This window comes from Streptomyces cynarae (assembly GCF_025642135.1).
Taxonomy (GTDB): domain Bacteria; phylum Actinomycetota; class Actinomycetes; order Streptomycetales; family Streptomycetaceae; genus Streptomyces; species Streptomyces cynarae.
Genome location: NZ_CP106793.1, coordinates 9,027,566 through 9,054,161, shown reverse-complemented (window position 1 = coordinate 9,054,161; position 26,596 = coordinate 9,027,566). Strand labels below are relative to the sequence as shown.

Annotated in this window: 19 protein-coding genes and 5 pseudogenes; 12 read left to right on the top strand and 12 right to left on the bottom strand. The window is 70.2% G+C overall.

The features are described 5' to 3' along the window. The coding region (locus N8I84_RS43350; protein WP_263234605.1) for a zinc ribbon domain-containing protein at nt 1-508 on the bottom strand (508 nt) is incomplete at its 3' end. A 303-nt stretch (nt 509-811) separates the two neighbouring features. On the opposite strand from N8I84_RS43350, the gene N8I84_RS41115 reads away from it, so the two are divergent. Then, nucleotides 812-3,358: a Helicase associated domain protein gene (locus N8I84_RS41115; protein ID WP_449334049.1), complete on the top strand. Its 2,547-nt coding sequence runs from the start codon at nt 812-814 to the stop codon at nt 3,356-3,358. A gap of 146 nt (nt 3,359-3,504) precedes the next feature. Continuing rightward, entirely contained in the window at nt 3,505-4,062 is a 558-nt protein-coding gene (gene tpg, locus N8I84_RS41110; protein WP_263234604.1) for a telomere-protecting terminal protein Tpg, read from the top strand. Between the two features lie 32 nt (nt 4,063-4,094). Here the strand turns inward: tpg and N8I84_RS41105 are convergent, their stop codons facing one another. From N8I84_RS41105 to N8I84_RS43340, 3 genes and pseudogenes are all read right to left on the bottom strand, one after another. Further along, a complete protein-coding gene (locus N8I84_RS41105; protein WP_263234603.1) occupies nt 4,095-5,207 on the bottom strand; it encodes a hypothetical protein in 1,113 nt (370 codons plus the stop codon). A gap of 11 nt (nt 5,208-5,218) precedes the next feature. Next, a complete protein-coding gene (locus tag N8I84_RS41100) occupies nt 5,219-5,962 on the bottom strand; it encodes an ATP-binding protein (protein ID WP_263234602.1) in 744 nt (247 codons plus the stop codon). Between the two features lie 70 nt (nt 5,963-6,032). Beyond that, nucleotides 6,033-7,559: pseudogene (locus N8I84_RS43340) on the bottom strand (transposase); the annotation flags it as partial. Between the two features lie 327 nt (nt 7,560-7,886). On the opposite strand from N8I84_RS43340, the gene N8I84_RS41085 reads away from it, so the two are divergent. The 7 genes and pseudogenes from N8I84_RS41085 (at nt 7,887) to istB (ending at nt 17,388) form a co-directional block, all read left to right on the top strand. Continuing rightward, complete coding sequence (locus N8I84_RS41085) at nt 7,887-8,615, top strand: sigma factor-like helix-turn-helix DNA-binding protein (protein WP_263234600.1); 729 nt, start codon at nt 7,887-7,889, stop codon at nt 8,613-8,615. A gap of 148 nt (nt 8,616-8,763) precedes the next feature. After that, complete coding sequence (locus N8I84_RS41080) at nt 8,764-10,575, top strand: S8 family peptidase (protein WP_263234599.1); 1,812 nt, start codon at nt 8,764-8,766, stop codon at nt 10,573-10,575. A gap of 11 nt (nt 10,576-10,586) precedes the next feature. After that, complete coding sequence (locus N8I84_RS41075) at nt 10,587-12,206, top strand: hypothetical protein (RefSeq protein ID WP_263234598.1); 1,620 nt, start codon at nt 10,587-10,589, stop codon at nt 12,204-12,206. 149 nt (nt 12,207-12,355) lie between these two features. Next, a complete protein-coding gene (locus N8I84_RS41070; protein WP_263234597.1) occupies nt 12,356-13,357 on the top strand; it encodes a helix-turn-helix transcriptional regulator in 1,002 nt (333 codons plus the stop codon). 179 nt (nt 13,358-13,536) lie between these two features. Beyond that, nucleotides 13,537-13,914 (top strand): competence protein CoiA family protein, encoded by a 378-nt coding sequence (locus N8I84_RS41065; protein ID WP_263234596.1) that lies wholly within the window; start codon nt 13,537-13,539, stop codon nt 13,912-13,914. A 1,035-nt stretch (nt 13,915-14,949) separates the two neighbouring features. Further along, nucleotides 14,950-16,597, top strand: a pseudogene (istA, locus tag N8I84_RS41060) (IS21 family transposase). Next, complete coding sequence (istB, locus tag N8I84_RS41055; protein WP_263234595.1) at nt 16,594-17,388, top strand: IS21-like element helper ATPase IstB; 795 nt, start codon at nt 16,594-16,596, stop codon at nt 17,386-17,388. Before istA ends, istB begins: the two are co-directional and overlap by 4 nt. A gap of 21 nt (nt 17,389-17,409) precedes the next feature. Here the strand turns inward: istB and N8I84_RS41050 are convergent, their stop codons facing one another. The 3 genes and pseudogenes from N8I84_RS41050 to N8I84_RS41040 all read right to left on the bottom strand — a co-directional run bounded on the left by N8I84_RS41050 (nt 17,410) and on the right by N8I84_RS41040 (nt 20,267). Beyond that, entirely contained in the window at nt 17,410-17,961 is a 552-nt protein-coding gene (locus N8I84_RS41050; protein WP_263234594.1) for an AAA family ATPase, read from the bottom strand. A gap of 797 nt (nt 17,962-18,758) precedes the next feature. Then, nucleotides 18,759-18,965: pseudogene (locus N8I84_RS41045) on the bottom strand (multicopper oxidase family protein); the annotation flags it as partial. 9 nt (nt 18,966-18,974) lie between these two features. After that, nucleotides 18,975-20,267: a hypothetical protein gene (locus tag N8I84_RS41040; protein WP_263234593.1), complete on the bottom strand. Its 1,293-nt coding sequence runs from the start codon at nt 20,265-20,267 to the stop codon at nt 18,975-18,977. Nucleotides 20,268-20,466: 199 nt separating this feature from the next. On the opposite strand from N8I84_RS41040, the pseudogene N8I84_RS41035 reads away from it, so the two are divergent. Then, nucleotides 20,467-20,847 (top strand): annotated as a pseudogene (locus N8I84_RS41035) (LuxR C-terminal-related transcriptional regulator); the annotation flags it as partial. A gap of 48 nt (nt 20,848-20,895) precedes the next feature. On the opposite strand, the gene N8I84_RS41030 reads toward N8I84_RS41035, so the two are convergent. The 4 genes and pseudogenes from N8I84_RS41030 to N8I84_RS41015 all read right to left on the bottom strand — a co-directional run. Then, entirely contained in the window at nt 20,896-21,891 is a 996-nt protein-coding gene (locus N8I84_RS41030) for an alpha/beta hydrolase family protein (protein ID WP_263234592.1), read from the bottom strand. 290 nt (nt 21,892-22,181) lie between these two features. Then, nucleotides 22,182-23,189, bottom strand: coding sequence for a glycosyltransferase family 2 protein (locus tag N8I84_RS41025; protein ID WP_263234591.1), 1,008 nt, complete (start codon nt 23,187-23,189; stop codon nt 22,182-22,184). Nucleotides 23,190-23,487: 298 nt separating this feature from the next. Further along, nucleotides 23,488-23,844, bottom strand: a complete 357-nt coding sequence (locus tag N8I84_RS41020; protein ID WP_263234590.1) for a hypothetical protein — start codon at nt 23,842-23,844, stop codon at nt 23,488-23,490. Nucleotides 23,845-23,927: 83 nt separating this feature from the next. Further along, nucleotides 23,928-24,035, bottom strand: a pseudogene (locus N8I84_RS41015) (IMP dehydrogenase); the annotation flags it as partial. Between the two features lie 90 nt (nt 24,036-24,125). Between N8I84_RS41015 and N8I84_RS41010 the strand changes: the two are divergent. Together N8I84_RS41010 and N8I84_RS41005 are read left to right on the top strand one after the other, a co-directional pair. Then, complete coding sequence (locus N8I84_RS41010) at nt 24,126-24,401, top strand: hypothetical protein (protein ID WP_263234589.1); 276 nt, start codon at nt 24,126-24,128, stop codon at nt 24,399-24,401. Then, a complete protein-coding gene (locus N8I84_RS41005; protein WP_263234588.1) occupies nt 24,401-26,056 on the top strand; it encodes a helix-turn-helix domain-containing protein in 1,656 nt (551 codons plus the stop codon). Before N8I84_RS41010 ends, N8I84_RS41005 begins: the two co-directional genes overlap by 1 nt. On the opposite strand, the gene N8I84_RS41000 is transcribed toward N8I84_RS41005, so the two are convergent. Beyond that, nucleotides 25,978-26,382, bottom strand: a complete 405-nt coding sequence (locus N8I84_RS41000) for a hypothetical protein (RefSeq protein WP_263234587.1) — start codon at nt 26,380-26,382, stop codon at nt 25,978-25,980. The genes N8I84_RS41005 and N8I84_RS41000 overlap by 79 nt on opposite strands. Between the last annotated feature and the right edge of the window lie 214 nt (nt 26,383-26,596).

The following is a 26,596-nucleotide window of genomic DNA, read 5'->3' as shown; positions in this document are numbered from 1 at the left end:
GCGTGATGCGCGGGCCGACCTGTCGGGGGACCGCGAGACGCCGCAGGGACAGGCTGGCGATGGCGAGGAGACCGGTAAAGACGGCCAAGAGGAGGACGGACACCCACATCTGCCGGCTCCCGGGCGCCTGCCAGCCGGTCCAGGCCGCAGAGCCCGCCCACAGCAGGACACCCACGGCGTAGAAGGAGCGGACGCGATGCAGCTGCCGCACGGCCCGCAGGAACTGGATACGTTCAATCTTCGGTGCCATGCGGAGCCGTGTACCCCAGGGCGCGCTGTTCAGCAGTCGGGGTTTTTCGCTTCTGCCGTACTGCTCACCCTTGTTTTTGCTGCTGAGTGGGCCTTCGAAGTCGCGGCGTACTGCTGCACCTTGGTTCCTGGTCAGCCCCGCACTGTCAGGGAGGTCCAGGACGGCGCCGCAGTGCTTGCAGAGTTTCCCATCTTCGGCCGGCGTGCCGCAGGCCTTGCAGAACCGGTTGCCTTTGTTGTCATCAGTCTTCTGCGCCATGGCTCTCCCCGGCAGGCTGGGCTGTGATTGGACAGTGATGAATGCGGAGTACCCGCGGCTTCCGTGTCGATTCTCCAGGACATCTGCTTCATTTTTTAGTCTGCGATAGACTCTGGAATCAGACGGCTCCAGAGGTTCTGGGAATCTGTGACCCGCTGCACGGGGGTCATCTTGTCCCGCATCGGAGGTGTGGATCCGGTGTCTCGGTGGGCAATTTGGGCGAATATCCGTTGGCGACAGGCTAGTTGCTCGCGCCTTGGTGTGTGAGAGCTGTCGTCCGGCTCGCAGGAGAGAGTAGAGCGAATGGCTATGAAGGTACTTCGTCCTCATCAGCGAGAAGCCGTGGGCGCAGTGCTCCGGGCGCTCGAATTCCCTGCAAGATCCACTGTGCCTGAGCGGGGGCTCCGCACTCAGGTGATCATGGCAACCGGAACGGGCAAGACACTCGTGGCCACCCACAGCGCTGAGGAGCTCCGTGCGGGGCGCGTGCTGGTGCTCGTTCCCTCCCTGGATCTGCTTGCCCAGACCGAGGCCGCGTGGCGCGAGGGAGGCCGCACGGGCCCGATGGTCGGGGTGTCCTCGCTGCGGGGTGAGGAGGTGTCCTTCCCCAACACCACGGACGTGGGCGAGCTGGTCGACTGGGTGAGGCCGTTCGACAAGGTCACGGTGTTCGCCACGTACGCCTCGCTGGGGCTGGGCACGCTGGAGCGGGCCCACAAGGCCGGCCTGCCGGGCTGGGACCTGATCGTGGTCGATGAGGCGCACCGGTGTTCGGGCCGGATCGGGAAGCCGTGGGCGGTCGTCCACGACAACACCCGCATCCCGTCCCTGCGCCGCCTGTACATGACGGCCACGCCCCGGCTGTGGCAGTTGGACGGGGACTCCGAGCAGGGCGCGCCGGGCGAGCTGGTGGCGAGCATGGAGGACGACCCGGAGGGGCCGTTCGGCGCCAGGTGTTTCACCCTGACGCTGTCGGAGGCGATCGACCGGGGAATCTGCGCGCCCTATCAGGTGGTGTGCGTGGACATCACCGACACCCAGCTCCAGGCCGCCCAGTTGCTGGGGGCTGCGGGCCGCTCGGATGAGGTGCGTGGGGCGCGGCTCGCGGCGCTGCAGACGGCGCTGGTGAAGGCGTCGGCCGAGGAAGGGTTCCGCAGGACGCTGGTCTTCCACCACGTCGTCAAGGAGGCCGAGGCGTTCGCAGCCGGCCTTCCCGATGTGGCCGCGCAGCTGCATGCCGCCGACCCTGAGCTGTACCCGAAGACGATCTGGGCCAACTGGTTGTGCGGCGATCACAAGCCGAACCACCGGCGGCGGGTTCTTGCGGAGTTCGCGGCCGGGATCGCCACGGATGGCACGGTCGTGGAGAAGGGGTTCCTGGGGTCGGTGAAGGTGCTGGGCGAGGGCGTCGACACCAAGAACTGTGACTCCGTCTACTGGGCCGACGTGCGCGGTTCCATGCCTGACCTCGTCCAGGCCGTGGGCCGGGCGCTGCGGATGCAGCCCGGCGAGGGCAAGGTCGCATCCCTCGTGGTGCCGGTCCTGCTCGGGCCCGGCGAGACGGTGGACAACATGCTGACCTCGCGGGCGTTCGGGGGGTTGGCGAAGCTGCTGGAAGCGCTCAGGGCGCATGACGCCCGAGTGGTGGAGGCTCTGGCGCAGCAGCAGGCTCAGAGCCGTGTCAGGGGCGTTCAAAGCCGCAGCGGGGGTCAGGAGGGCCGAGGCGAGGGGGGAGAGGAAGGGTCTGGGCCGTCGGCTCCGGCCCGGCATCTGCTGAAGTTCTCCACGCCGCGTGACCCCGCGCAGCTGGCGGCGTTCATCAAACTGCGGGTCCTCAACCCTGAGCATGAGCACTGGCGGCGCGGCATCGAGGCCGCCGTCATCTACAACCGGCTCCACGGCGGCCTGAAGGTCCCGTTCACGTACCGCGTGCCCGGCGGCGACGACCAGGAGGCCAAGGTCGAGGGGTGGCCGGCCGCGCTCGCCGGGTTCCCCCTCGGGCAATGGATCGCCGACGCAAGAAGGTTCTATGCCCGCGGCGATATGGACGAGGACCGCGTCCAGCAGTTGGAGAAGCTGGGCATGGTGTGGTCGCACTTCGACGTCGCATGGGAAGAGGGCCTGGCCGCCGCGCGCGGGTGGGCTGCGGAAAACGGGCATCTCCTGGCACCGCTGGACGCCACCTACCAGGGCTACCGGGTAGGCATCTGGCTGAAGAACGCCAGGGCCGCGGCCCGGAAGGCTGCCGAGATCGAGCAGCGGCGTGCCGAGGGACTGCCGGTGGAGTCGGTAGCCGGCGCGCTGTCGGAGGAGCGGCGCGAGCAGTTGGAGGAGATCGACCCGTCGTGGTGCCCGGCCTGGCCGGTGGAGTGGCAGCGCGCCTTCCATCTGGTCCGGCTGCACCTGGAGGCCGGCGGCGAGCTGCCCATGTCGCCGGGTGGGATCGTGCACCAGGGCGAGGATCTGGGCCGGTGGGTGCGCTCGGTCCGGCTGGGCTGGGACGAGCTCACAGCCGTGCAGCAGTGGATGTGTGAGCACATCCTCGGCATCGAGCCCGCCACCGAGGACGAGAAACCACAGCCGCGCCGTACGCAGGCCGACAAATGGGCGATGAACTACGCGGCCGCCAAGCAGTTCTACGAGCGCGAGGACACCTTCGGGTGCCGAGGAAGCACGTCGAGACGATCGTCCTCAGCGGTGGCGATGGAGACGGCGGTAGGGGCGAGGACCAGAAGGAACGGCAGCTCCGGCTTGGTGCATGGATCGGGAACCAGCGCAGTAGGGCCGCCACGCTGTCACCGGAACGCGTGGAGCAGTTGTCCGCGATCGGGATGCGCTGGGCGTAATTGACGGCGGTGGGGCGTGCGTAGCCGATGACAGCTGGTGCTGTCATCGGCTACGCCGGAACCGGTAGTCAGGGGCGGACGGTGTGGGAGAACTGACGCCACGGGCTGCAGGGGCTGGCCCTGTCGGCTGGCCGCTGGGGGGAGGCGGACATGGGGCAGATCGAGCAGGGGCTGGAGCAGGCGTTGCGCACCCGGCCCGTTCCCTCGAGCACCGAGGCCCGTCTGCGGTTTCTGCTGGCGACGCACAAGGGTTCCACCCGGAAGGTGGCCGTCGTGCTGGGGGTGTCGCAGCGCACCGTGCAGCGGTGGGTGACGAAGAGGCCCGGAGCGCGACGTCCGCCGGGTTCGCTGCATGTCCGGGCGATCGAGGAAGCGGTCCTGGCGCGGTGGCAGCCCCGTGTACGGGCCCGTCGGCGTGCACAAGCCGAAGCTAACGGGTTCGTCTTCCACACCAGGGCGCGATTCGGGTTCGCCGCGCCAGCAGGGTCGTCGGACGATCCGCGGGTGCGGTGGATCACCCAGGACCTGTCAGGAGAGGTCGCCCGGGAGCTGTTCGCCGCCCGGGACGCCGGCGCAGGCGAGCAGCAGCAGACGGTGATCCTGGCCCGGGCGCTGGGACACGCCTACTTTCGCGATCGGGGCCGCCGGGCCCACGGTCTGCATGTCTCTTTCAGCGACGTCGAGTTCGCTGACTTCTCGATCGGCTGAGCCTGCCCCGTCGCGTAACCGCGTCAGGGTGTTCAGCGTCGCGAGGGCCTGACGCGCCTGGCTGGCATCGCTTCGTACCTCTCGGCTTCCTGCCGCTCGCGCCAGTCCCATTCCATACGGCCGGCCGGGCCTTTGCGGCGGGCCGCGGGCGGCTGAGGCGGGCGCAGCCTGGCCGTCTCGGCCACGCGCAGCAGGTGTGCGCGGTCTCCTGGCGTGGCGAGCAGTTCCTCGTCCTCGCCGGATAGGAGCCGGGCGAAGCAGGCCGCGGCCCGCGGGAAGATGCCCGCCCACGGCGGTACGGGGTAGGCGGCGCAGCCGTCGGTGTAACGGGCGCGGTCGTGCAGGGCGGGCGTGGCTGCGGCGTCGTCGTAGTCGCGGGGGCGGGCGGTGGCAAGTTGTTGCAGAGAGGCGCCGGTGAACAGAGCAGCGGTGAGGGTCGCGGCCAGGCTGGGATGTGCGGTCGCTGTGTGAAGCCGGTGGGCGACTCGCTGGGCGGTGGGCGCGGTGAGAGGCACGGGTGGTGGGCGGTGCCGCCAGGCGATCGGCGGTGGCGTGCACGGGTCGGCGCAGGGGCGGGGGCTGTCGTAGGAGACGAGGCGTTCCAGTGCCGGCAGGGTGAGCCACCGGCTGGCCGGCGCGGCGGGCTCGTCTGGGGGCGGGGGTTCGGCGATAGGCGTGCCGTAGTAGTGGCGGCGGGCGGCCGCGAAGTCGGCGGTGACGGAGTAGTCGACCGTCCGCAGGGCCTGATGCAGAGCGGCGGGAAGGTGAGGGCGGTGGCAGACCAGGGTCAGGTGGATACCAGCGAAGGCATGTAGCTGCAGGAGGCGCATCGTGCGGCGGGCAGTGAGGCGGTGAGCGCGCAGGACGGTCAGCCTGGTGACGGGCAGGGCGGTCAGCCAGGCAGTGGCGGCTTCCCAGGCGGGCTGACGACCGCCGGGAAAGCGGCCCGGGAGCAGGGGCGGTTTACCCAGGGCGACGAGAAGGTCGTGGGCGAGGCCGGTTTCGCTGGTGGTGCCCGGGCCGGGGTGCAGGGTGATCCGGCCGGACGGCGGATGGTGGGCGGCCAGAGCGGTGTGCGTGTGCAGCACGTCGTCATGACGGTCGAGAACCACGGTGACGGACGGCAGCGGCGGAGCAGGAGGCATGGACGGTGTGGTCAGGCGAGGCGGCTGAAGGCCCAGCGCAGCAGCTCCTGGTCGACGCGGGCACGTCCCGTACGGGCCAGTGCGGTACGGGTGTGGGCGGTCAGCTGGGCCCGGGCGCGGAAGTTGCCGTGCGCGGCGTGCTGATCGGCGAAGGCGATGTCCTCGGGGTCGGCGTCAGCCCAGACCGGGTGGAACAGCGGGATCACCTCCAGGACCTCGTCGGGTGTGAGGCGCGTGAACTGCTGCCAGATGAAGATGCGGGAGGAGAGCATCGGTTCGCGGCGCAGCACGGTGTGGCAGCCCGCGCCACCGACGAAAATGATGGCGAGCTGGGTTGAGGGTTCGTCCCAGAGGTAGCGGAAGTATTCGAACGCCTCCCCGCCTGGCCACTGGGCCTCGTCGACGAGGAAGGTACGGGAGCGTTCGGCCAGGGCCGTCTTCAGCAGACGGTCGAACTCGCTGGGGTGACGCGGTGGCTCCCCGGCCAGGTCGAGCGCGGTGAACAGTTCGTAGCGCACCGCGCGGGCCGTGGGACGGGCACGGAAGGTGATCTTTCGGACGTCCTCACCGGGTTCGAGTCCGCGCAAGCAGGTATTGACGGCGAGGGTCTTGCCGAAGCCGGCGCCGCCATGGATGCACATCATCGCGCGGGCAGCGACCGTGTCGGTGATGTTCTCCCGGGCAGTGAGCAGGGCGCGGGTGGTGACCACGGAGGCGTCGGGCAGGTCGACGTACTGGTAGGTGGCCGCGGTCACGAGGCGTCTCCGTCTTCAGCGGTGGTGGAGGGTACGGCCCGTCCGGCCGGGCCGTCGGGGACTGCAGGGGCGGAGTCACGGCCTGGCGGGAGCGGGGCGGGGCGGGCCGGCGCGGCCAGAGAGGGCGGGGTGCGCCAGTCGGCCGGGGTGCGGCGTGCGGGATGACGTCCGGCATCGCGAGCTGCGCGAGGTCGGATTCAGCAGGCTGGGCGAGTTCGGCCTCGACCTGCGCGGTGGTCAGCGCGCCGAGCCGCCGAGGGGGCTCGGCCTGGGTAGCGGCGGCATAGCGCTCGCGCTGCGAGGCCTCCAGGTCCTTCTTCAGGCGGCGCGCACGGGCGGCCCGCGTTTTCCGTACGGCACTGACCTGTTCCTCGGTGGCCTGATCGGCCAGGTCCGCGGGACCGAGGTAGCGGCCAGTGGCGGCGTGGTAGACCTCGATGCGGTGGTCGTGGTGGGGCATGAAGCGGATCCGGACCTGGATACCGGCCTGGCCGGTCATCCACGGCCCCACGTAGTCGCGTCTCCTGAAACGGATGCCGCGGGTGGTCAGCATGCGAGTACCGGCGTCCTCCAGGGTGAACGTCCACAGATCCGCGGCCGGCACGTCCCGCAGCGGGGTGGGATCGTCCTGCCACGCCTGAAGCGGAGTCTTGCCCCGCAACGGCGCCGGGCGGTGCTCGGTGTTCCACCAGAGCGTCCAGGCCAGAAGCTGGGTGGTGAAGTCCTCGAAGCCCAGCAGCACTTCGTCCTTCGGACGGAAGGAGCGTTGCCGGGGCACGGCTGGCGGGCGTAGCCGGGCAGCGCGGCCAGGAACATGCTCTCCACCGCACGGTTCAGGCCCTCCACGGTGCCCTTGAGGTGGGGGGTGTAGGCGGGCAGGTCCTCCACCGTCACGTCCAGGAGATCGAACGCTGCGGTCACCGTCCGGGACAGGAAGTCCTTGCCACGGTCCACCCGTACCTTCTCGGGCACGCCGCCGAACGGGCCGTAGGGTCCTCGCGCAGCACGGCGGAGCGCAGCGCAGCGAGTACCGACTCCCGCGACGGATGCCCGGGCGTGACGGCAACGCCGGTGATCGCGTTGGTGGCGCAGTCGGTGAACCAGGTGATCCACGGCCTGCGGGCATGGCCGTCGACGTCGACCAGCACCGCCGCCTGGACGTGGTCGGTCTCCCACACCTGGTTCCGCCAGCCCCGCAGCCGGGCCAGGAACACATCATGCTTGCGCGCCGCCCGCTCCCCACCTGCAAGCCCGGCCCGCTCCCCCGGCGTCAGATCACGGCGGATCGCCCGGTGCAGCGTCGGGATCGACGGAGGAGACTCGCCCTCGCCCCTGGCCGCGCGAGCGGTCAGCTCACGATGCACCGCCGCGACGTTGCCCTTCCACAGCCCCAGCAGAGCCCGGACCTCATCAGTAACCGTGAACCGCCCCGGATACGCAGCCCGCTCCCCCGGTGCCCGGGCCGCAGCCTCGTCCCGCTCGGCGGCCGCCAGCCACCGCCACACCGCACGCTCCCGCACCCCAGCACGTCCGCCGCCGACCTCACCTGCCCAGTGGTGAGGTTCCCCTCCCGCCGCAGGGCCAGCAGACGGCGCACCGCCGGCCCCCGCAACGCCCGAACCGACACAGCCGGCAAAGCCCCACTCGAATCACCACCCGCCCCTTCCGGGGCCAGAACCTGCTCTCCCTGATCCACCCCCCGAGCACACCAACACCCACCGGCCAGGGGATCAGAACTCACGAAACTGAGACAGCGTCACCCCTCATGCAATAACGCCCCAGAACAGCAATGCCCCGCAGCTCTCTCACGCCCAAGACAGTGGCCCCACGCCTCGAAACCGCCACCGACCAGCAACAACACACCCAGCCCCCACTGTCTCTCACCCCACTGTCCCAAAACCGAGAGATCGCACGCTCCGTACCGGTGGGGGGCACCGCCGCCGACTTCGCGGGCACCGCGCTCGCGCCCGTGCGCGACCATGCCGGCGCCGTGGAAGACCGCTCCGTCCTGGTCGGCGCCCCGCGCGCGCTCGCCCCCGCGCACCGCGAAGCGGTGGTCCGCGTCCACGTCATGGGCCAGGCGGGCGAGGACGTCGCCGCACAGCTGGGCGTTCCGCGCGGGACGGTCAAGTCCCGTACCCAGCACGGCGTCCGTGCGCTGCGGGCGGAGTTGGCGCGCCTGGGCATCCGCGGCGCGGCGGCCTGGGCGCCCGCTCCCACGGCAGAATGCCGCGCTGACACCTTACGGGGGCCACGGCCGCACCCCGTGGCGCCGTTGAGACATGTCGCAGGTGTGACACCAAAGGCCGGTGACATGCTCACCGCCACAGCAGATTCTGTCGGACAGCGCGTCACTCCCAGCTGTACGAGAGGTGCTTGGCTGATGGCATGGATCCGCCTGACGGCGGCGATATCGACAGGATTGCTGCTGGCCGCCGGAGGCGTGCCGGCCGCCTCCGCCCGGACGCCCCAGGACACCGCGGCGCGACCCGCCGGCGGCCAGGGCGCGCCGCCCGTGACCGTACGCCTGGTGACCGGCGACCGCGTGACGGTGACGCCGGGGCCGACGGCCGCCGCGCCGCCTCGGTCGAGCCGGGACCCGGCCGTGAGGGCATCGTCTTCCGCACGTACCAGGAGGACGGCGGCGACCTGACGGTGCTGCCGTCGGACGCCGTGGACCTGGTCTCCGCCGGGACGCTGGACCGGCGTCTGTTCGACGTGTCCGCCCTGATCGCCCAGGGCTACGACGAGGGCGGCACCTCCGCGCTGCCGCTGATCGTCTCCGCCTCCCGCGCGGCGGCGTGGCCCGGACGACCGCGAAGAGCGAGAAGGCCGCGGCGGCCGTCGCGGACCGGGTCGCCGCGTTCAACGAGGCATCGGCCCCGGCGCGGACCCTCGCCAGTATCGGCGCGCGGTCGCTGCGCGTCGCGGACGACGACCTCGGCGCCTTCTGGAAGGCCTTGAACCCGGGCGGCACCGAGGGCACCGCCCGCGCCGCCGCGACGCCGCGGGTGTGGCTGGACGGCCGGGTCGCGCCGGTGCTGGACCGCAGCACGGCGCAGATCAACGCGCCTGCGGCGTGGAAGGCCGGGTACGAGGGCCAGGGCGTGAAGGTGGCCGTGCTGGACACCGGCGTGGACGCCGCCCACCCCGATCTGGCGGGCCGGATCGCGGAGTCGAAGGACTTCTCGGGCAGCGGGAACACCGTGGACCACTTCGGGCACGGCACGCACGTGGCGTCGATCGTCGGCGGTACGGGCGCGGCGTCCTCCGGTTCCCGCAAGGGTGTGGCGCCGAAGGCGGAGCTGCTGATCGGCAAGGTGCTCGGCGATGACGGCTACGGCTCGGAGTCGCAGGTCATCGACGGCATGGAGTGGGCGGCCGCCGAGCACGCCAAGGTCGTCAACATGAGCCTCGGCTCCGACGAGCCGACCGACGGCACCGACCCGATGAGCCAGGCCCTCAACACGCTGTCCGCCTCCGGCGACACCCTCTTCGTCGTCGCGGCGGGCAACGCGGGCCAGAGCGGGGACTCCACGATCGGTTCGCCCGGTGCGGCCGACGCCGCGCTGACGGTGGGCGCCGTGGACCGCGACGACTCCCTGGCCTCCTTCTCCAGCCGCGGTCCGCGCCTCGGCGACAAGGCCGTCAAGCCCGACGTGACAGCCCCCGGCGTCGGCATCGTCGCCGCGCGCGCGTCCGGCACCACCATGGGCGACCCGGTCGACGCGAACTACACGGCGGCGTCCGGCACCTCGATGGCGACCCCGCACGTGGCGGGTGCCGTCGCGCTGATCGCGCAGCAGCACCCCGGCTGGACCGGTCAGCAGTTGAAGGACGCGCTGATCAGCACCGCGCACACCGTGCCGGGCACGAAGGCGACCGAGCAGGGCGGCGGCCGGATCGACGTCGCCGCGGCCATGGGCGCGGTCACGGCCACCGGCAGCGTGCTGCTGCCCGCCGTCCAGGTGGGCGGCGGCAAGCAGCAGTCGGCGACCCTGCACTACACCAACGCCGGTGACAAGGCAGTGGACCTGAAGCTGAGCGTGGCCCTGGCCAACTCCGACGGCGTGGCCCTGACGGCCGGTGTCGTCGCGCCCGGCGCGAGCACCGTCCACCTCGCCCCCGGTGCCTCCGCCGACGTGCCGCTGAGCACCGACGCGAAGGACGCCAGGCGCGGCGCCTACTACGGCTACGCCACCGCGACCGGCGCGGACGGCACCGTCCTCGCCCACACCACGCTCTCCCTGGTCGTGCACGCGCCGCTGCACCGGCTCACCGTGATCGCCCGCGACCGCGCGGGCAAGGTGCTGCCGGGCTGGCTGCCGACGATCTGGGGCCAGGACGGCTTCGTCTCGTACACCAGCGCCGACCCCGCGGTCGCCGTCGTCGAGGAGGGCACCTACCAGGTCGACTTCAGCACTTTGGACAACGCCTCGGACGGCCAGGAACTGGTCGAGGTGATCAACCCGCAGGTGAAGGTCTCCAAGGACACCACGGTGACGCTGGACGCCTCCAAGGTCACCCAGGTGCAGATCCGCACGCCCGAGCCCGCTGAGCAACGGGGATCCTCAGCTACCAGACGTACCGGCGCATCGAGGGCCACGGCCTGATCCAGGGCGTGATGTTCTTCGACATCGCCAAGCGCATCTACGTCAGCCCGACCGCGCAGGTCACCGACGGCACCTTCGAGTTCGCCTCGCGCTGGCAGATGACGGCCCCGCAGTTGCGAGCGAAGGTGTCCGGCACTTCGGCGCCCTTCGCCCCGTACTACCTGCCGACCTCACCGGTCTTCGACGACAAGGGCGTCCGGCTGACCGCGGTGGACGCCGGAGCGGGCACCGCCGCGGACTTCAGGGCCGCCCATGTGCGCGGGAAGCTCGCTGTCGTCCGCTACGACTTCGGTAACGACGCCGAGCTGGCGAAGGCCGCCGCGGACGCCGGGGCCAAGGCGCTGATGCTCGTCGTGCCCGAGGGCTTCTTCCCCTGGACGCGCTGGCAGCCGGAGGGCGACCGCCTCGCGCTGCCGATCATGCGCGCCGGCTCGACCGAGGGCACCGACCTGCTCAAGCGCGCCGGTAAGCGCACCACCACGGTGGAGTTCTCCGGCACGGTGAAGAGCCCCTACCTGTACGACGTGATGCAGGTGTCCCAGCAGCGCGTTCCCGAGAAGCTGGTGTACACGGTCAGCGAACGCAACAGCGCGGTGGTGAAGGCCGCCTACACCCGCACCGGTGCCTCGGCCTGGGGGAGCGAGCAGCGTTTCGGCTGGCGCCCCTACCAGGAGTTCGCCTGGAACCAGTACACCCGTGACGTGCCGGTGGGACAGCAGCGCACCGAGTACGTGACGGCCGGTGACACGTTGTGGAGCCACACCGTGCACCACGACACCGTCATGGACCGCGACCTCGCGCTGGGCGTCGGCATGCAGGACGCCGCCCGCACCTACCGGCCCGGACAGCACGCCGCGGAGAAGTGGTTCGCGGGGCCGGTACGCCCGTCGATCCCGCACGGTGTGACGGGCTGGCCCGGCTCGGTGCGCAACGGCGACACCTTGTCCCTGCACATCCCGGAATTCACCGACTCCCAGTCCGGCCACTGGTCGTTCGCGGAGGCCAGCTCGCTGGGTGGCGGTGTAGGCACCGGTGCCGCGGTGTCCGCGGTGGGCGACCCGAGCGACGTGGCCCACGCCGAGGTGTACCGCGACGGCCGGCTCGTGGCGCAGTCCGACACCGGGGCCTGGGGCGGATTCGAGGTGCCCGCGGGCAAGGCCGGCTACCGGCTGGACCTCACCACCGCCCGCACCTCCGCCGACTGGCAGTTCGGCACCGGCACCAGGACGTCCTGGACGTTCACCTCGGACACCGCGGCGACGGCCACGCTGCTGCCGCTGCTCCAGGTCGACTACAGCGCGCCGGTGGACCTCCGCAACGCGGTGGGTCCGCGCCGGTCGCACACGCTGGGTCTGAACGTACGGATGCCGGACGGCCTGGCCGCCCCGCGCGGGGTCACGCTCAAGGTCGAGGCGTCGTACGACGACGGCCGTACCTGGCACACCGCGCACACCGCCCGCACCGCGCGGCACGGCGGCACGCGGTTCACCGCCGCGGTCGAACGGCCGTCGGGGGTGCGCGGGGACGCGTACGTCAGCCTGCGGGTAACCGCGGTGGACGCCGCGGGCAACACCGTGCGGCAGACGGTCGACCGCGCCTACCTGCACCGCGGCCCCTCCTCGGGGCAGTGACGGCGGCCCCGCGGAACGGCTGAACGACGGCGGGGCCCGGGCGGAAATCCTGGCACCCGCCGTTTGCTTGCCCGGTCGTGGCCCGCAGTGCAAACTTCAACGGGCCGTTCCGCTTCTCGGGGCCGGCCGCGGCGAGGGAGGGGCACGGCATGCTGGAGCCGGCAGGTCTCACGGCGATCGAGGAGACGGTCTACCGGCTCCTGGTCGGGACCGCGACCGCGTCGGCCCAGGAGGTCGCCGACCAAACCGGGCTCCCGCGCGACTCCGTCGAGGCCGTCCTCGCAGCCCTGCGCGGCAAGGGCCTCGCCAGCACCACCGACCGCGATCCGCTGCACTACGCGGCCGTACCGCCCGACGTGGCGCTGCTGCCGCGGTTGCAGCGCAACGCCGACGCGCTCGACAAGGCCCGTACCGCCGTCACCGACCTCCTCGACAGCTACCGCAGTACGCGCCGCAGGCACGACCCCGGCCAGCTCATCGAGGTCATCACCGGAGCGGAGGCGCTGCGCCAGCACCTGCGGCAGATGCAGGACAACGCGCGCCACGAGATGCTCTGGTTCTGCAAGGCGCAGTACGTGGCGATGCCCTCGGGCAGCAACCGCGCCGAGTACGACGCCCTCGCCCGCGGGGTGCGCTACCGCGTCCTGTACGAGCAGGCCTTCTTCGACGACGAGGGCGCCGTCGACAACGTCGTGGAAGGTGTGCGCGCCGGTGAGGTGGCCCGCTCGGTCCCGCACCTGCCGCTGCGCCTGGCCGTGGCCGACCGCGCCATCGCCATCTGCCCGCTGGTCCCCGGTGGGCCCCAGGGCAGTCCCCATGTGGCGACGGCCGCGCTGGTGCGAGGCAGCAGCCTGCTGGAGGCGCTCATCTCACTCTTCGAGCGCTACTGGGAGACCGCGGTCCCGCTGAACGTCAGCGCGTCCGGAGGGGTGGAGGGCAGCGACGGGGTCGTCGACGCCGACCCGCTGACCGAGACCGACCGCCGGCTGCTCTCGCTGCTCGTGGCGGGTGTCGCCGACAAGGCCATCGCGAGTCAGATGGGGCTGAGCAGGCGCACCGTGCAACGCCACATCCAGCACATGATGACCCTCGCCGGCGCCGACACGCGGATGCAGCTCGCCTGGCAAGCCGCTCGCCGCGGCTGGCTCTGAGTCCCTCCGCCCCCAGGCGAACTGACTATTCGTCAGTCCCGGCGTGGTTACCGTCCGGTGCGGGGCCGGCCGGGCGCGGGCGAGCCCGTACGGACCGGTCGCGGCGGCGGCCGGGCGGCCAGCCCGGGCCCCTGGCATTGGCCAGAGCCTTCAGCCCTCGTCGCGGACTCGGTCGGTCGATGGGACGCTTCGTATGGCACACCGCGGGACGACTGGCCTTCGAGCAGCTGCACAACCGGCTTCAGCGGCGCGGACTGGACGTGCAGACCGAAACGCGATCCGAGGACGGACGGGTGATCACCGACGTGCTGGTGACCAGCGCCGGCGCACGCGTGGGATGGGAAGCCCAGCACTCCCCCATCACCGCCAGTACCGTGCGCCGGCGATCCGCCAAAGCCCGCGAGCGCAACATCGCACCTCTGCGGGTGACCCCAGACGCCACCTCTGCCCTCATAGACCGCGCCCCCAGGACCCGCGTCGACGACGTGCCCTGGCAGCGCATCATCTCCCCCCTCGCCCAGATCATCCGCGGCGGCGTCCGCCACCTGCAGATCTGAAAATGCACCCCCACCAGCCAACGCTCATGTCCCGAAAACGGCAGAGCATGCGGAAAGTGGCACAGCGGCTGGTCCCTGCCCGCCCCGCGCATCCCACAGGAACACGCCACCCCGCTCGACGAACTCAACGTCACCAGCGCCGACGGCGAACACCTGCCCGTACGCCCCCGCAACCGGCACGACCCCCACCGCACCTCCTACCTGTGGGCCCTGGCCCGCGACGTCAAGCGCTGGCACGAGATCACCAGCGAAACCAACACCCCGTCCGGGAGGTGGCCCACCCGACGACGAACCGGTCACCTACACCAAACAAGAACTCGACAGCTCCTGCCGCTACGGCGAAGAAGGCCCCCACACCAGCAGCCCACGCCCGCGACGCGAGACGTCCTCCGCCACCGGCCTGCACACCTTCGACCACACCCCCCCCCCACGACACCCTGCTCCAACCCACCAGACCCATCGCCCTCCGCCTGTCCCCCCGCGAACGCCTCGTCATCACAGCAGAACCGAAGTGCCCACCCTGGGAAATCGGCCCCTGCACGCTGCCTGCCACGCCCAACCACCGCTACGGCCCCCGAAGCCCCAAAGCATGCCCCGCCTGCCGCGTCACCACCCAGCACACGTAGGACCACGCCCCATACCAACAACCACTCAACCTGAACACCGGCCACCGCACGTGACACGACCTGATCACCCAGCCCGCCAACTGACAAAACCACAGACCAGACCCCACACAGCAAGACCACCACCCACACGCCAGCACCAGCTGAAACACCCGCGCCACCCGACCACACCCAACACAGCAAACTGATAAGCCCAGATAGAACCACCAGACACTGATCAGAAACACCGCTCCTGGACATCGACCAACTATCCGCCATCGGCATGCTGGGTATGTCGGTGAGTTTGAGGAACAGGTGTCGCTCAGCACCGAGAACGCCTCGGATTGAGGCGTATGGATGTCGGTGAGTTTCGGCAACACCAGGGGGCTTGCGGTGGGAGCATGGGCATGCTCCGTGCTGTGAGGGGGCGTCGATGGCGCCGAAGTCCAAGGTTGAGCTGTACGCGGCGATCCGCAGAGACTGCCGTGCCGGGTTGTCGAAGCGGGCTGTGATGCGGAAATACGGCGTAGGCCACCCGACGGTGCAGAGCGCGCTGGAGTCGGCTTGGCCTCGTCCGCGTAAGAAGCTGCCGCCGCGGCCGACCCGTCTGGACCCGTACAAGCCGGTGATCGACCAGATGCTGCGGGCCGATCTGGACGCCCCGCGCAAGCAGCGGCATACCGCAAAACGTGTCTTCGATCGGCTGCTTGAGGAGCATTAGGCCCACGGGCGTTTCCTACGGTATGGTCCGCGACTACGTCGCAGTGCGTCGTGGGGAGATCCGCGCGATGGCCGGTCGCGGTCCCGCCGAGGCGTTCGTGCCGCAATCGCACCGCCCCGGCGTCGAAGCGGAGGTCGACTTCGGAGATGTGACGGTACGTCTGGCCGGGCGGACGGTGACCTGCTACCTGTTCAGCTTCCGCCTGTCGTATTCCGGCAAGGCAGCGCACCGGATCTTCGCGTCCGGCGGACAGGAAGCGTTCTTCGAAGGCCACGTGCACGCCCTCAGCGTCCTGAGTGGGGCGCCGACCGGCAAGGTCCGCTACGACAACTTGAAGGCCGCTGTCGCCAAGGTGATCGGGTTCACCAGGGAAAGACGGGAAAACGAGCGGTGGATCACCTTCCGGGGGCACTACGGACTGGACAGTTTCTACTGCCGCCCCGGCCTGGCCGGCGCACACGAGAAGGGCGGAGTCGAAGGGGACATCGGCTACTTCCGCCGCAACCACCTCGTCCCGGTCCCCGATGTGGACTCCTTGGCCGAGCTGAACCTGCTCGTCGATCAATGGGACAAGCATGACGATGCCCGCCGTATTCGGATGCGGCCCCGCACCGTGGGCGAGTACTTCGCCGTCGAACAACCTCTGTTGAAGCCACTGCCGGACGAGCCGTTCTGCACCAGCCGCACCTTCGCCCTGCGGGTGGACCGACACAGCCGCATATCGGTCCGCACCAACAGCTACTCGGTGCCGGTCCGCTTCATCGGCCGCCGGGTGCGGGCCGTGCTGCACGCCAACGAACTGGTCGTCTACGACGGCAGCACAGAGATAGCCCGGCACGAACGGCTGATCGCAAAGGGCGGAGAACGACTCGTACTGGACCACTACCTGGAAGCCCTCGTGCGCAAGCCCGGCGCCCTGCCCGGAGCGACCGCGCTCGAACAGGCCAAAGCCGCGGGGAAGGTCACCCCGGTCCACGACGCCTGGTGGGCCGCAGCCTGCAAAGCCCGCGGCGACCGCGACGGCACCCGGGCCCTGATCGACGTCCTGCTGCTGGGCCGGCGCATCCCCCACGAGCACCTGGTTGCCGGGCTCGCATCCACCCTGCGGGTGGGCGCGCTGACCGCGGACGCAGTCGCCCTGGAGGCCCGCAAGGCCCAGGAAGCCGACGACGCCGACACGGCCCTGCCCGAGCCAAAGCCGCCCAGGCGAGAGCCGACAGTCACCTACCTGACCGCGCGGCGGCTGGCCCATCTGCCGCCCGACACCCGGCCGTTGCCCTCACCGGCCCCCTACGACCAGCTCCTTGGCCGCCGCACCCGCGGCACGACCGCTGCCAGCAAAGGAGAGCAGATGCCATGAACGCCACCAGCCGCCGTCGGATGAGCGAACAGGCGGCCGAGACCGCCGTGGTCGGTGCCTGCCGGATGCTCCAACTGCCCACCATCCGTCGGAAGTTCACGGACCTGGCCGAGCAGGCCGCCCGCGAACAGATGTCCTACCTCGCCTTCCTCGCCGAGCTGCTGCTGGCCGAGTGCGACGACCGGGCACGACGCCGATCCGAGCGAAGGATCAAGGCAGCTGCCTTCCCGAGGCAGAAGTCGCTGCGGGAATTCGACTTCGACGCCAACGCCAACATCGATGCCGCGGTCGTGCACACCCTTGCCACCTGCGAGTGGGTGAAGAAGGGGCAGCCGCTCTGCCTGATCGGCGACTCCGGCACCGGCAAATCCCACCTGCTGATCGCGCTCGGCACCGAGGCCGCGATGGCGGGCTTCCGCGTGAAGTACACCCTGGCGACCAGGCTCGTCAACGAACTCGTCGAAGCCGCGGACGAGAAGCAGCTGACCAAGACGATCGCCCGGTACGGCCGCGTCGATCTTTTATGCATCGACGAACTGGGCTACATGGAACTCGACAAACACGGCGCCGAACTGCTGTTCCAGGTTCTGACCGAGCGGGAGGAGAAGAACAGCGTCGCCATCGCCTCCAACGAAGCTTTCGGCGGCTGGACCAAGACGTTCACCGATCCCCGGCTCTGCACCGCCATCGTCGACCGGCTGACCTTCAACGGCACCATCATCGAGACCGGCACCGACTCCTACCGCCTCGCCCAGTCCCGGGCCAGGGCAGAACAAGCCGCCGTGACCTGAACAGTGCCGGGGAACTTGCAGTCAGTTCACCATCGCGCGATGGCGAGCTTCCCGGATGATGCGGTCGGCGGTCTCCTCGGGAGTGAGGGCAGCGGTGTCAAACCACCAGCCGACATCGCCGAGCTCGCGCTTCATGTCGGCATCGAGATCTTCATAGCCGTCGAAGTCGAACCGCTCCCGTGGATCACGGAGAGTGTTGCGGTGCTGGCATGCCTCGATACCCGGTGCGAGGACGACGAACAGAACTTTCCTGGCCGGAAGGAGCGAGACGAAGAAGTCCAGCTGCCTGCGGTCGGGGATCACCCAGTCGATCACGGGCGCGAAGCCGGCGTCGGCAAAATTGTTCGCCAGCATGCATAGATTGCGGTTGCACAGCTCCACCTGCCGCGCTGCCTCGTCGGCCGGTTCACCGAGGGCCCAGACGTGACCGCTGACGATCAGCCTGTTGATGAAGTCGCCGTCGAGCCGGGCGGAGCGCGGCAGACGCTCGGCGACGAGCCTGGTCACCGTCGACTTCCCGGCCCCGGGCATCCCCGTCACGATCAGGCAGTCCGGCGTCTCAGAAGTGATCACGCTTGAAATCGTGCCAGCGTGCCTGGTGGCCAGCAATCGTATTGTCAAGGAGCGGTCCTCATGAGCAGTCCGCTCCGGCCCCGGGGGCGAGAGAGCCCCCGCCCAGGTCTCGGGGAGCTGCGAGCGGGTGCCCTCACACCGCATGGCCGACAGCCGCCTGGCTATGCCGCGTTCCTAAAACTCGCCGACACTTCTGCGGCCGAGCCCCTCAAGCGTTCCCGGAACTCACCACCACACGTTGCTGCTTCCCACCGACACAATCAGGCATGCGCTGGACATAGGAAGGCGCACGTCGCGGGAGACGCCGGCGGGCACGTCAACCATGTCTGCCATTTCACCGGGCCGGGCGAGTGGTCGTCGAGGCCTGCGGTGACCCCGCTCGTCCCGACGGCCTCCGCCTCAAGGTCGACCGCGCCGTTCTAGAGGGGTCGAAGGACGCGTGCGGGCGGAGTCTGAACGTCTTGCCGCTGGATCTGCTGGGCGCCGGGATCGAAAGTGCTCGAGCGGTCGGCACTCGCCCGGCTCATAGTGGTCCGCCGCCCTCCCCGGCGGTGTGCCCGGGGAGGACGGTGGAGGTCGCAGAGCGTGCGTCACAAAGGTGACGACGGTGCCGGGCTGGGCCTTGGCACCGGGGAAGCCGCCGGCGTAGGTGCCGGTGGCCGTCCAGCGCACGGAGGCGTGGTGTCCGGCGACCATCGGAGAGCGCCTGCGCGGAGCGGCGTCGATGCCGGACTGGTCGCTGTGCGCCATCGACTCCGTCAGCCTCAGGGCTGCAAAAGGCAACCACTGACCGGACCGAGCTTCCCGTCGAGTTCGTGCGGATGCACAGCGGGCCGGGGCGTCCCGCCACCGCCGGTGCGCAGCACCGGCAGAGCCCGTCCCTCCTTGCCCTCGGCCAGCGCAACCGGAGGGAACACCCCGTCCTTGGCGGTGATCAGCACGTCGTAGCGCTCGGCCATGTCCGGCAGCAGCGCATCCGCCTTCGTGTGCTCGACGGGGTGACCCGGCGGTCCTCAGGCGGAAGGTACCAGGGAGAAGACCACCCGCTTTCCGGTGGTGGTGTCCTCCCGCTCGTTGAGCCCCCACAGGCGCCCGGACGAGGGGGCGTAGGAGAGGTTCTGGGTCAGCGGCGGGGCATGGGTGAGGACATGCGGCGCGGCGCCAGGCAGCGCCCGGTGGATGCAGTACGGCACGTTGGAGTCGGTGGTGCCCGCGGTCTCGGGGCATTCGCCGCTGAAGTAGTAATAGGTGCCGTCCGTGGCGGCTCCCTGCACCTTCCAGATCGGCACGGTGTAGGCACCGGTCGCCGTGACGGTCCCGGTGTAGTCGTTCGCGGTGTCGGTGTCCGGGAGCGCCGTGCTCGCGTTCAGCGGCCAGCGGATCAGCGGCCCACCCCCCTGGGTGGCGAACTGCGAGGTGACCAGGGCGTCCGGTGAGGATGTGCGGTCCAGGCTGAGCGAGGTCAGGCACGGCCGCGTGGCGTCGCAGGGGTCACCCGTGTTGCCGGTGAAGTAGACGCCGGCCATGGGCAGCGCCCAGTTGTGGTAGCGGGCCGAGGACTTGCCGTTGCCCAGGATGCCGACCTGGTCGGTGGAGGTGTCGCTCATCTTCCACAGGTGCCGCAGGTCGTAGACCTGTATCTGGTGCCCGGTGGCGACGAAGAGCTTGTTGCCGTACCAGGTGACACCGTCCGCATGGCCGCTCAGCACGTCCATCCCGAACCGGTCGCCGGCCCCGCCCACCGGGCGGAAGGTGTAGCCGCTGCTGGTGGAGTACGGGTCGACCAGCAGCACGTGCTGGTAGGTGACCGAGGTGCCGGTCGACTCCGCGATGGTGATCCGCGCATAGTCGTTGTCGGTGAAGTGCCAGGAGGCGATGTAGAGGTAGTGCCCGTTCCAGGTGCCGCTCGGCTGGGCGTCGTGCGAACCGGTCAGTCCCTGGGGCGTCCAGACGGCGGAGGTGTCGTCGGCCTGGTCCCAGCAGAAGCCGTCGTACTTCAGTGAGCCGTCGAGGTTGGTGTTGTGGCACAGTGCCGCCCGACCGGCGTGACCACCGTCGGCGAGCACCTGGTCGGGCGAGGTGCGCACGGAGACGCTCCCCGACGCCTCGATCTGCTGGATCGCGGCGCCGCGGTTCGTGAAGTCCCCCGCCCGCATCGTGAACCCGCTGGGGTCGATCGGGGCCAGGACGGAGGCCGCCGCCGCCGGATGAGCCACGGAGAGGGTGACCGCCGAGAGCAGCAGGGCCAGAAAAACGCCAACCGCCCTGATCCACCGGGGGTTTGTGCGGCACATGATTCTGTTCATGGGCGCTGACGCTACATCAGCAACCACAGGAAACAGACAGACCGGGGGGCGCCTGTGCCCGCTCTTTCCTTGCCGGCCCAGGGGGGTTGCGGGACCGGGGCCCAGCTGCTGCAGCAACTGCGTGGCGACACGGCCTTTCCTGCCGGCCGGTCTACACGTTCATGTCCACGACCGTACCCAGGACGTCTCCGACCGGGCCGCCGCCCTGCGGGCCGGCGCGAGCGGCTTCCTGGTCAAGGACATGGCGCTGGTGGACATCCTCACGGCGATCCGCGTGGTCGCCGCAGGCGACGCCCTGATCGCGCCGAGTGTCACCCGCCGCCTGATCGCCGATCTCACCGCGCGGCCCGGACCGGCCGCGCGGATGCGCCGGCTGCCGGGCATCACCGAGCGCGAGCGCGAGGTCCTGACCCTGGTCGGCCGCGGCTTGTCCAATGCGGAGATCGCCGAGCAGCTCTTCATCTGCCCTGCCACCGCCAAGACCCACGTCGCCAGGCTGCTGACCAGGCTCGACGCCCGTGACCGCGTCCAACTCGTCATCGCCGCCTATGACGCGGGCCTGGTGTCCCCGTCCGGCTGAGCCCACGCGGACGACAACGCCAGGACGGGAACCCCGAGCACGGCACTGCTACGGCAGCTGGACGGCGACTTCCGGCTCGTCCGGTGAAGGCCCGTCCAGCAGCGGCTCCGGTACGCCCTTCAGCTGCAGGTCGAAGAAGTCCCCAAGGTACGTCCGGGTGATCGCCAGCCCGCGCACCGGCTCGATCGCTCCCGGCCGGCTGGGCAGGCCCGCCGCCCTGGCAAGCAGCGGCAGGTCGCTGAAGGTGCCGTGTTCGGCGCCGGCGATCGTGAGCCGGCGCTTCCAGCCGTCCAGGCTTGTCCAGGCGTCGTCCCAGCTGGAATCCATGCCCGGGCTCTCGTCGGACTGGGCGCCGAACAGGAGGAAGGGCCTGCCGTCCAGACCGGTGGCCGGGACCGGCACCTGGAAGGTGCCGTCCATGTTCACCCCGGCCCGCACCCGGCGGTCGGCGGCCATGGTCACGGCGGCAGCGTCCCCGCCGATGGAGTGCCCGGCCATACCGATGCGTCGTCGGTCGATCAGGTGGGCACAGGCCCAGGTCGAGTGATGGGACGTCAGCTGGTCGATCACGAAGGAGGCGTCCTTCGCCCGGCTCCTGGCGACGGCCGGCAGCCCGCCCGCCGGCGGCTGGTCGCAGATGGCGCAGGGCAGGGTCCGTCCGTCGGGGAAAGTGACGCCTGGGGTCTCGTAGGTGTGGTCGATCAGCGCGACGACGTACCCGCGGCTGGCCAGGTCCTCGGCGACACTGCTGAACAGCGCCCGCGGGAAGCCGAGGCCGGGTGAGAGCAGTACCAGCGGGAAGCGGCCGTGCACCGGGCGCGCGTCCGCCCGCGCCCACGTACGGACCGCGCTCAGCGCCTCGGGCGGAATTCCGGAGCCCGGAACCTTTTCCCGCAGGAAAAGCCGGGCCTCCTCAGTGGTCATGTAGGCAGCGGCTACCCCGCTCCCGAGCCGGGCCGGGTAGTACATCGACACCATCAGCTGCCGAGGTCCCGCCGCCGGCACCCAGGGGTCCTGGCGGCCGCCGTCGACGAGGTGGAGCATGTTCCGGCCGACTGCGTACCGGCCGGTCGGGCGGGGCAGTGCCGCCGCGAACCCGCTTGCCGCCGGGTGAGCGGAGGACACGGCGTCGGACGGCGCGGCGGAAGGCCGGTGCCGCGACGGCAATCGGCAACGGCAGGAAGAGTGCGAGCACGGCGGTCAGCGCCGCGCGGCGGATACTCGTCATGCACCAGAAACTAGGGCGCAGGCACACCCTCTGACGTCAGCTCAGGAGCGGGACAGCGCCTCCGCTTCCAGGCGGATCCGCCGTCCCCTCGCAGGCGGACCACTGGCTACCGTCCGCGGACAGCGGCGCCCCGGGAGACGAAACTCCGCGCGCGCTGAGGGAGACTGGCGGCCTCCAGCGCACTGTATCTCCCGCTCGCCACGAGCTGGAACTTGACACCCTCCCGACCCTCGGGGTGCTCGTAGCCGTCGGGGAGGAACCGCCGGTAGTGCTCGCTGGCGCGTTGGAAGAACTGCGGGCGCTCGGAGCGGGAGAGACATCCCTCGAGATTGAGAAGGAAGAGGTAGTGACGGATCATACGAGTGAAGAGGAAGGGAGCCACAACCTCCAGGGCGCCGCGCTCCTCGAGCAAGTCGAAGCTGTCTTCGTACCGGCCGAAGACGTCGAAGTGGGTGCCGCCCGGTGAGCCTGCGGGGTGTTGAGTGTGCCGACGGCGGATCTGGACGCAGTTCCACTTCAGGACGGCGACCCGGTCGGCGGCGAGCATGGCACGGTGGACGACTGCGACCTCCTCGTGGAGACCGTCAGGGAACGCGAGTTCCTGCCGGGTCCACAAGTCGCGGCGGACCAAACGGTCCCAGGAGTAGGCGGGAGCACCGAACAACTCGGGCTGGTCCATCGAGGCGAAGGGCTCACGTCCCTGCCGGGCAAGCAGGCCGGCGGCGGCACCGGGCCATGAGCGGCCGCGATGGAGGCGAGTGTGCCCGAAGAGAAGAACGTCCGGCTCGTCTGCCGATTGCAGCCGATCGACCATCGCCTGAAGCGTTTCACCCCCGATGATGTGATCGCTGTCCAGGAACAGCAGGTAGTCACCGGCGGCGCGCTCCGCCCCCGCGTTGCGTATCCGGCCGATGCCAGCGACGCCCGTCAGCCGCACGACCGAGACCCGCCCATCCCGCCGAGCATAGTCATCCACCAAGTCCGCAGGGCATTCAGCAGACTGGTCCAGGACCGCGACAACCTCCACGTCCCGGAAGGACTGGTTCAGTATCGAATTCAGGCAGACCTCCAGCTGTCCCTGAAGGTCGTACGCGGCGACTATGACGCTGATCATCGGCGTGAACTCCGCTCTAAACGCTGCGAGATGAACAGGGGACGGGCCCGCCACGGGGTGGTAAACGAGCCGCGCCTCTGTCTTGACGCCGCCCGCATACCTCCCCCCGGAGATCAGGCGGCGTGATCCCGACCGGGGTCACTGTGTTCAGCGCGTCCCAGGTCCTGCGTGTCACAGGGGGCGGCCCATCGTTACAAGATCACCAAGTTTGTGATCGATCTCCTGCTGCTGACGAACGCGACTTCCGGCAGAGGCAGGAGCAGCCCCCGCAGTCCGCCTGAAACAAAATCACCTGACTCTACGAAAATCGGGGCAGCTCACATCCTGAAGCCCCGGCAGGCTTGCCCACGCTCCGTGATCCGGTCACTTCGCCGGCGTGGAGGGCAGTGAAGTCGGCGTGCGCGGCCTCGACGGCTTCGGGGTACGCCTCCCTCTTCCCGTGACCGGCGAGCGCCCGGTAGGTGCTGGCGACGGAGGGGTCCTGTCCTTTGCGCTTGCCGGTGGGGATGACGAGGTCGCGCTGGCTCTGTTCGACGGACTCGCCGCCCGCGCGGCGCTGCAGCACGGTGTGGAGCATGTCGTCGGTGATGACAGGGAGCCGGCCGCTGCGCTTGGCCTTGCGGGCGGCGGTGTCGAGCCCTTCGATGGTGGCCACACGGATGTTCTCCCTCAGCGTCCAGGCCCTCGTTGACCAAATCTCGGCGGACCACGGGGAGGGGTTCTTGCCCCCGGTGGCGGTCAGGGACGGAGGAGGGTTTTGATAGCGCGGCGTTCGTCCATGGCCTTGTAGCCTTCGGCGGCCTGGTCGAGGGGCAGGGTGAGGTCAAAGACGCGGCCGGGGTGCACGGGTCGAGGCCTCGCCAGGGCCGGGCGTCTCGCCCGCAACGGCCTGACGTCGAGCTGTATCTGTCCCGGCTTCAGTTCCGAGGAGCATCGGTGTTCGTCTTCTTCCCCGCCCGCCTGGCCACGGCCGGTGCGGTCTTCGCGGTGGCCGCCGAGTGCGGCGCCGCATACCCGCCCGTCGACCGTCTCCCGGCCGGTGACGCCGTCGTCATCGTCATCGTCGTCCTGGCCGTCACCGTGCTGGCCGCGACCGGACCTGAGGTGCCCGCCGCGCTGGGCGTGCTGGCGGCCACGGCCGCCGGCCGGCTCGCGCGTGCCCGGCCGGGGCTGGGCTCGGACGTGCGCCGCGCGTTCGGCAGGGCGCTCTGATGGCTGGCCGACCGCTCAGCCCGCTTCCGGACAGTACGCCCCCTCAGCTGCGGGCTCTCGTGCAGCGGCTGCGCAACGCCAAGGAGTCCTCGGGCAAGACCTTTGAGGTGCTCGCCAAGGACAGCGGAGTCTCGGAGAGCGTCGTACGGCGCGCCCTCGCAGGAAAGCGGGTGCCCCTGCTGGAGACGATGGAGAGGATCGCCCGCGCCTGCGGCCGCAACGAGTACGACATGGCAAAGCTCTGGCACGGCGCGAAGGCGGAGGAGGTCCTGCCGTCTGGTGCGCGGAAGTTGGGCCCGAAGATGGTCACCTCGGGCGTCGAGTTCGTCGAGTCCATGATCTTCATGCGGATAGAGGGCGGGTACCCGCCGCTGCAGCAACTTGAGCAGAGGGCGGGCAGAGACCAGGGCGGCCGGACGCGGTTGCCGCACTCGACCCTGCAGCTGGTCCTGAAGGGACGTATCCCCACCACCGAGAAGCTGTTCACCGTCTTCATGGACGCCCTGGCGGTACCTCCCACCCAGATGCGTAACTGGCTGGACACCCACCGCCGTCTCGTTGCCGACGCCACCACGCGGCGCGCCTGGGGGGAGCCTCCCCCCCCCGTCGTACGGGACGATCCGGCCGCGCTCACCTCATGTGAGACCGCCGACCTTGCACTTGCGCGTATGGACCGCCATGAGGAGATCAAACGGAAGTCCGGACAGCTGCGGGAGCCGGACGACTACGAACTCCCGCAGGATGCGGACCTCGGCGTCACCAAGGGCGACGCGATCACCGACAAGATCGACCTGGCGCTGCGCGGCGAGCACCCGACCCAACCGGCCCTCTACGAGGCCGAGTACGCCACCCTCACCGGAACCCGGCCCGACTACACCCGCCCCGGCGCCTCGGGCCCGGGCACGGTGCCGCTGCCCAAGGGTTCCTCCGCCACCTTCTGGGTGTACTCACCCACAGACGGCGAATCGGCGGTCTGCGTCGACCACTTCGGCGGCGGCCGGGCAAAGGTGCTGCTGGACGGTGAGGAACTCGACGTCCCCCAGGTGGGAGGCGAGACGAAGGGCACGGACACGCTGCGAGTGTTCCTGTCCGGGGGCATCAACAAGATCACCGTGAACGGTGACTCGAAGGAACTGCTCCTCGACCGGCTGCGAGTGGCCTCGGGCGGCGGCACCCTCGTACCGATGGTCTACCAGGCCGAGAACGGCACGCTGACCGGCGCCACCAGGGTCACCACCGCATACCCCTTCGCCGCCGGCGGCAAGGCGGTCACTGACATCGGCGCCGCAAGGGCCAACGCCCTCACCCTCGACGTCACCGCCGAGCGCGCCGGTCGGCACGCCCTGACCATCCGCTACTCCAACGGCGAACAGGCGCCGTCCACCCACTACAACCCCGACCCCATCGCCCGGCACGCCGACCTCTCGGTCAACGGCGGACCGGCCCGCAGGATCCTGTTCCCGACGACCTTCCACTTCAACAGCTTCCAGGGCCTGACCATCCGGGTCACCCTCAAGAAGGGCACGAACCGCCTCACCTTCACTGCGGAGGAACTGCCGGACTTCGACGGCGACACCTACAACGAGCACGGCCAGCGATCCTCGTACGCGCCGGTGATCGACCAGATCGCCGTCACACCGCTGGCGGCCGGATAGCCCTCATCGCGCACGGCTGAGTACCGGTCGCCGATCCGGACGCTGCGTCGATCGGCGAGTATCGACGGACTCAGGTCCGTCCCCTGTTCATCGGATACCGGCAGGCCGGACGGGCCGTCGCGGGCACTCATCTCCAGCGCGCCGATGGAGATGAGGGCCCGCCCGAGCCAAGTGCCCTCCCCCGTCGGCACTGCGCCGAGGAGTTCGCCGCCGAGGTGGAGCGCTGTGGCGCCACCCTCGACTCGCACGCCGATGGCGGCCAGCGGCAGCGCGATGCAGATGCGGTTGCCCTCGGCGAGCGCGCGCCTGGTCCGCCTCCCCGACACAGGTGCGACCTGGCCGGAAGGCGCGGGACGCGCGCCGCCGGCTACCTCTCGGCCCGGGCGCCACCGCGGGAACGCCCTCCGAGCCTGGCGCGCGACCGGCTCACTTCTCTTGCCCGCGCACCCCGAACAGCCTCCCTGTTCAATTGAGGAGCGCACTTTATCCGAGGGCCGTCGACGGCAGGCTGCACTGCGACCGCGACGAGCCCGTCCGACT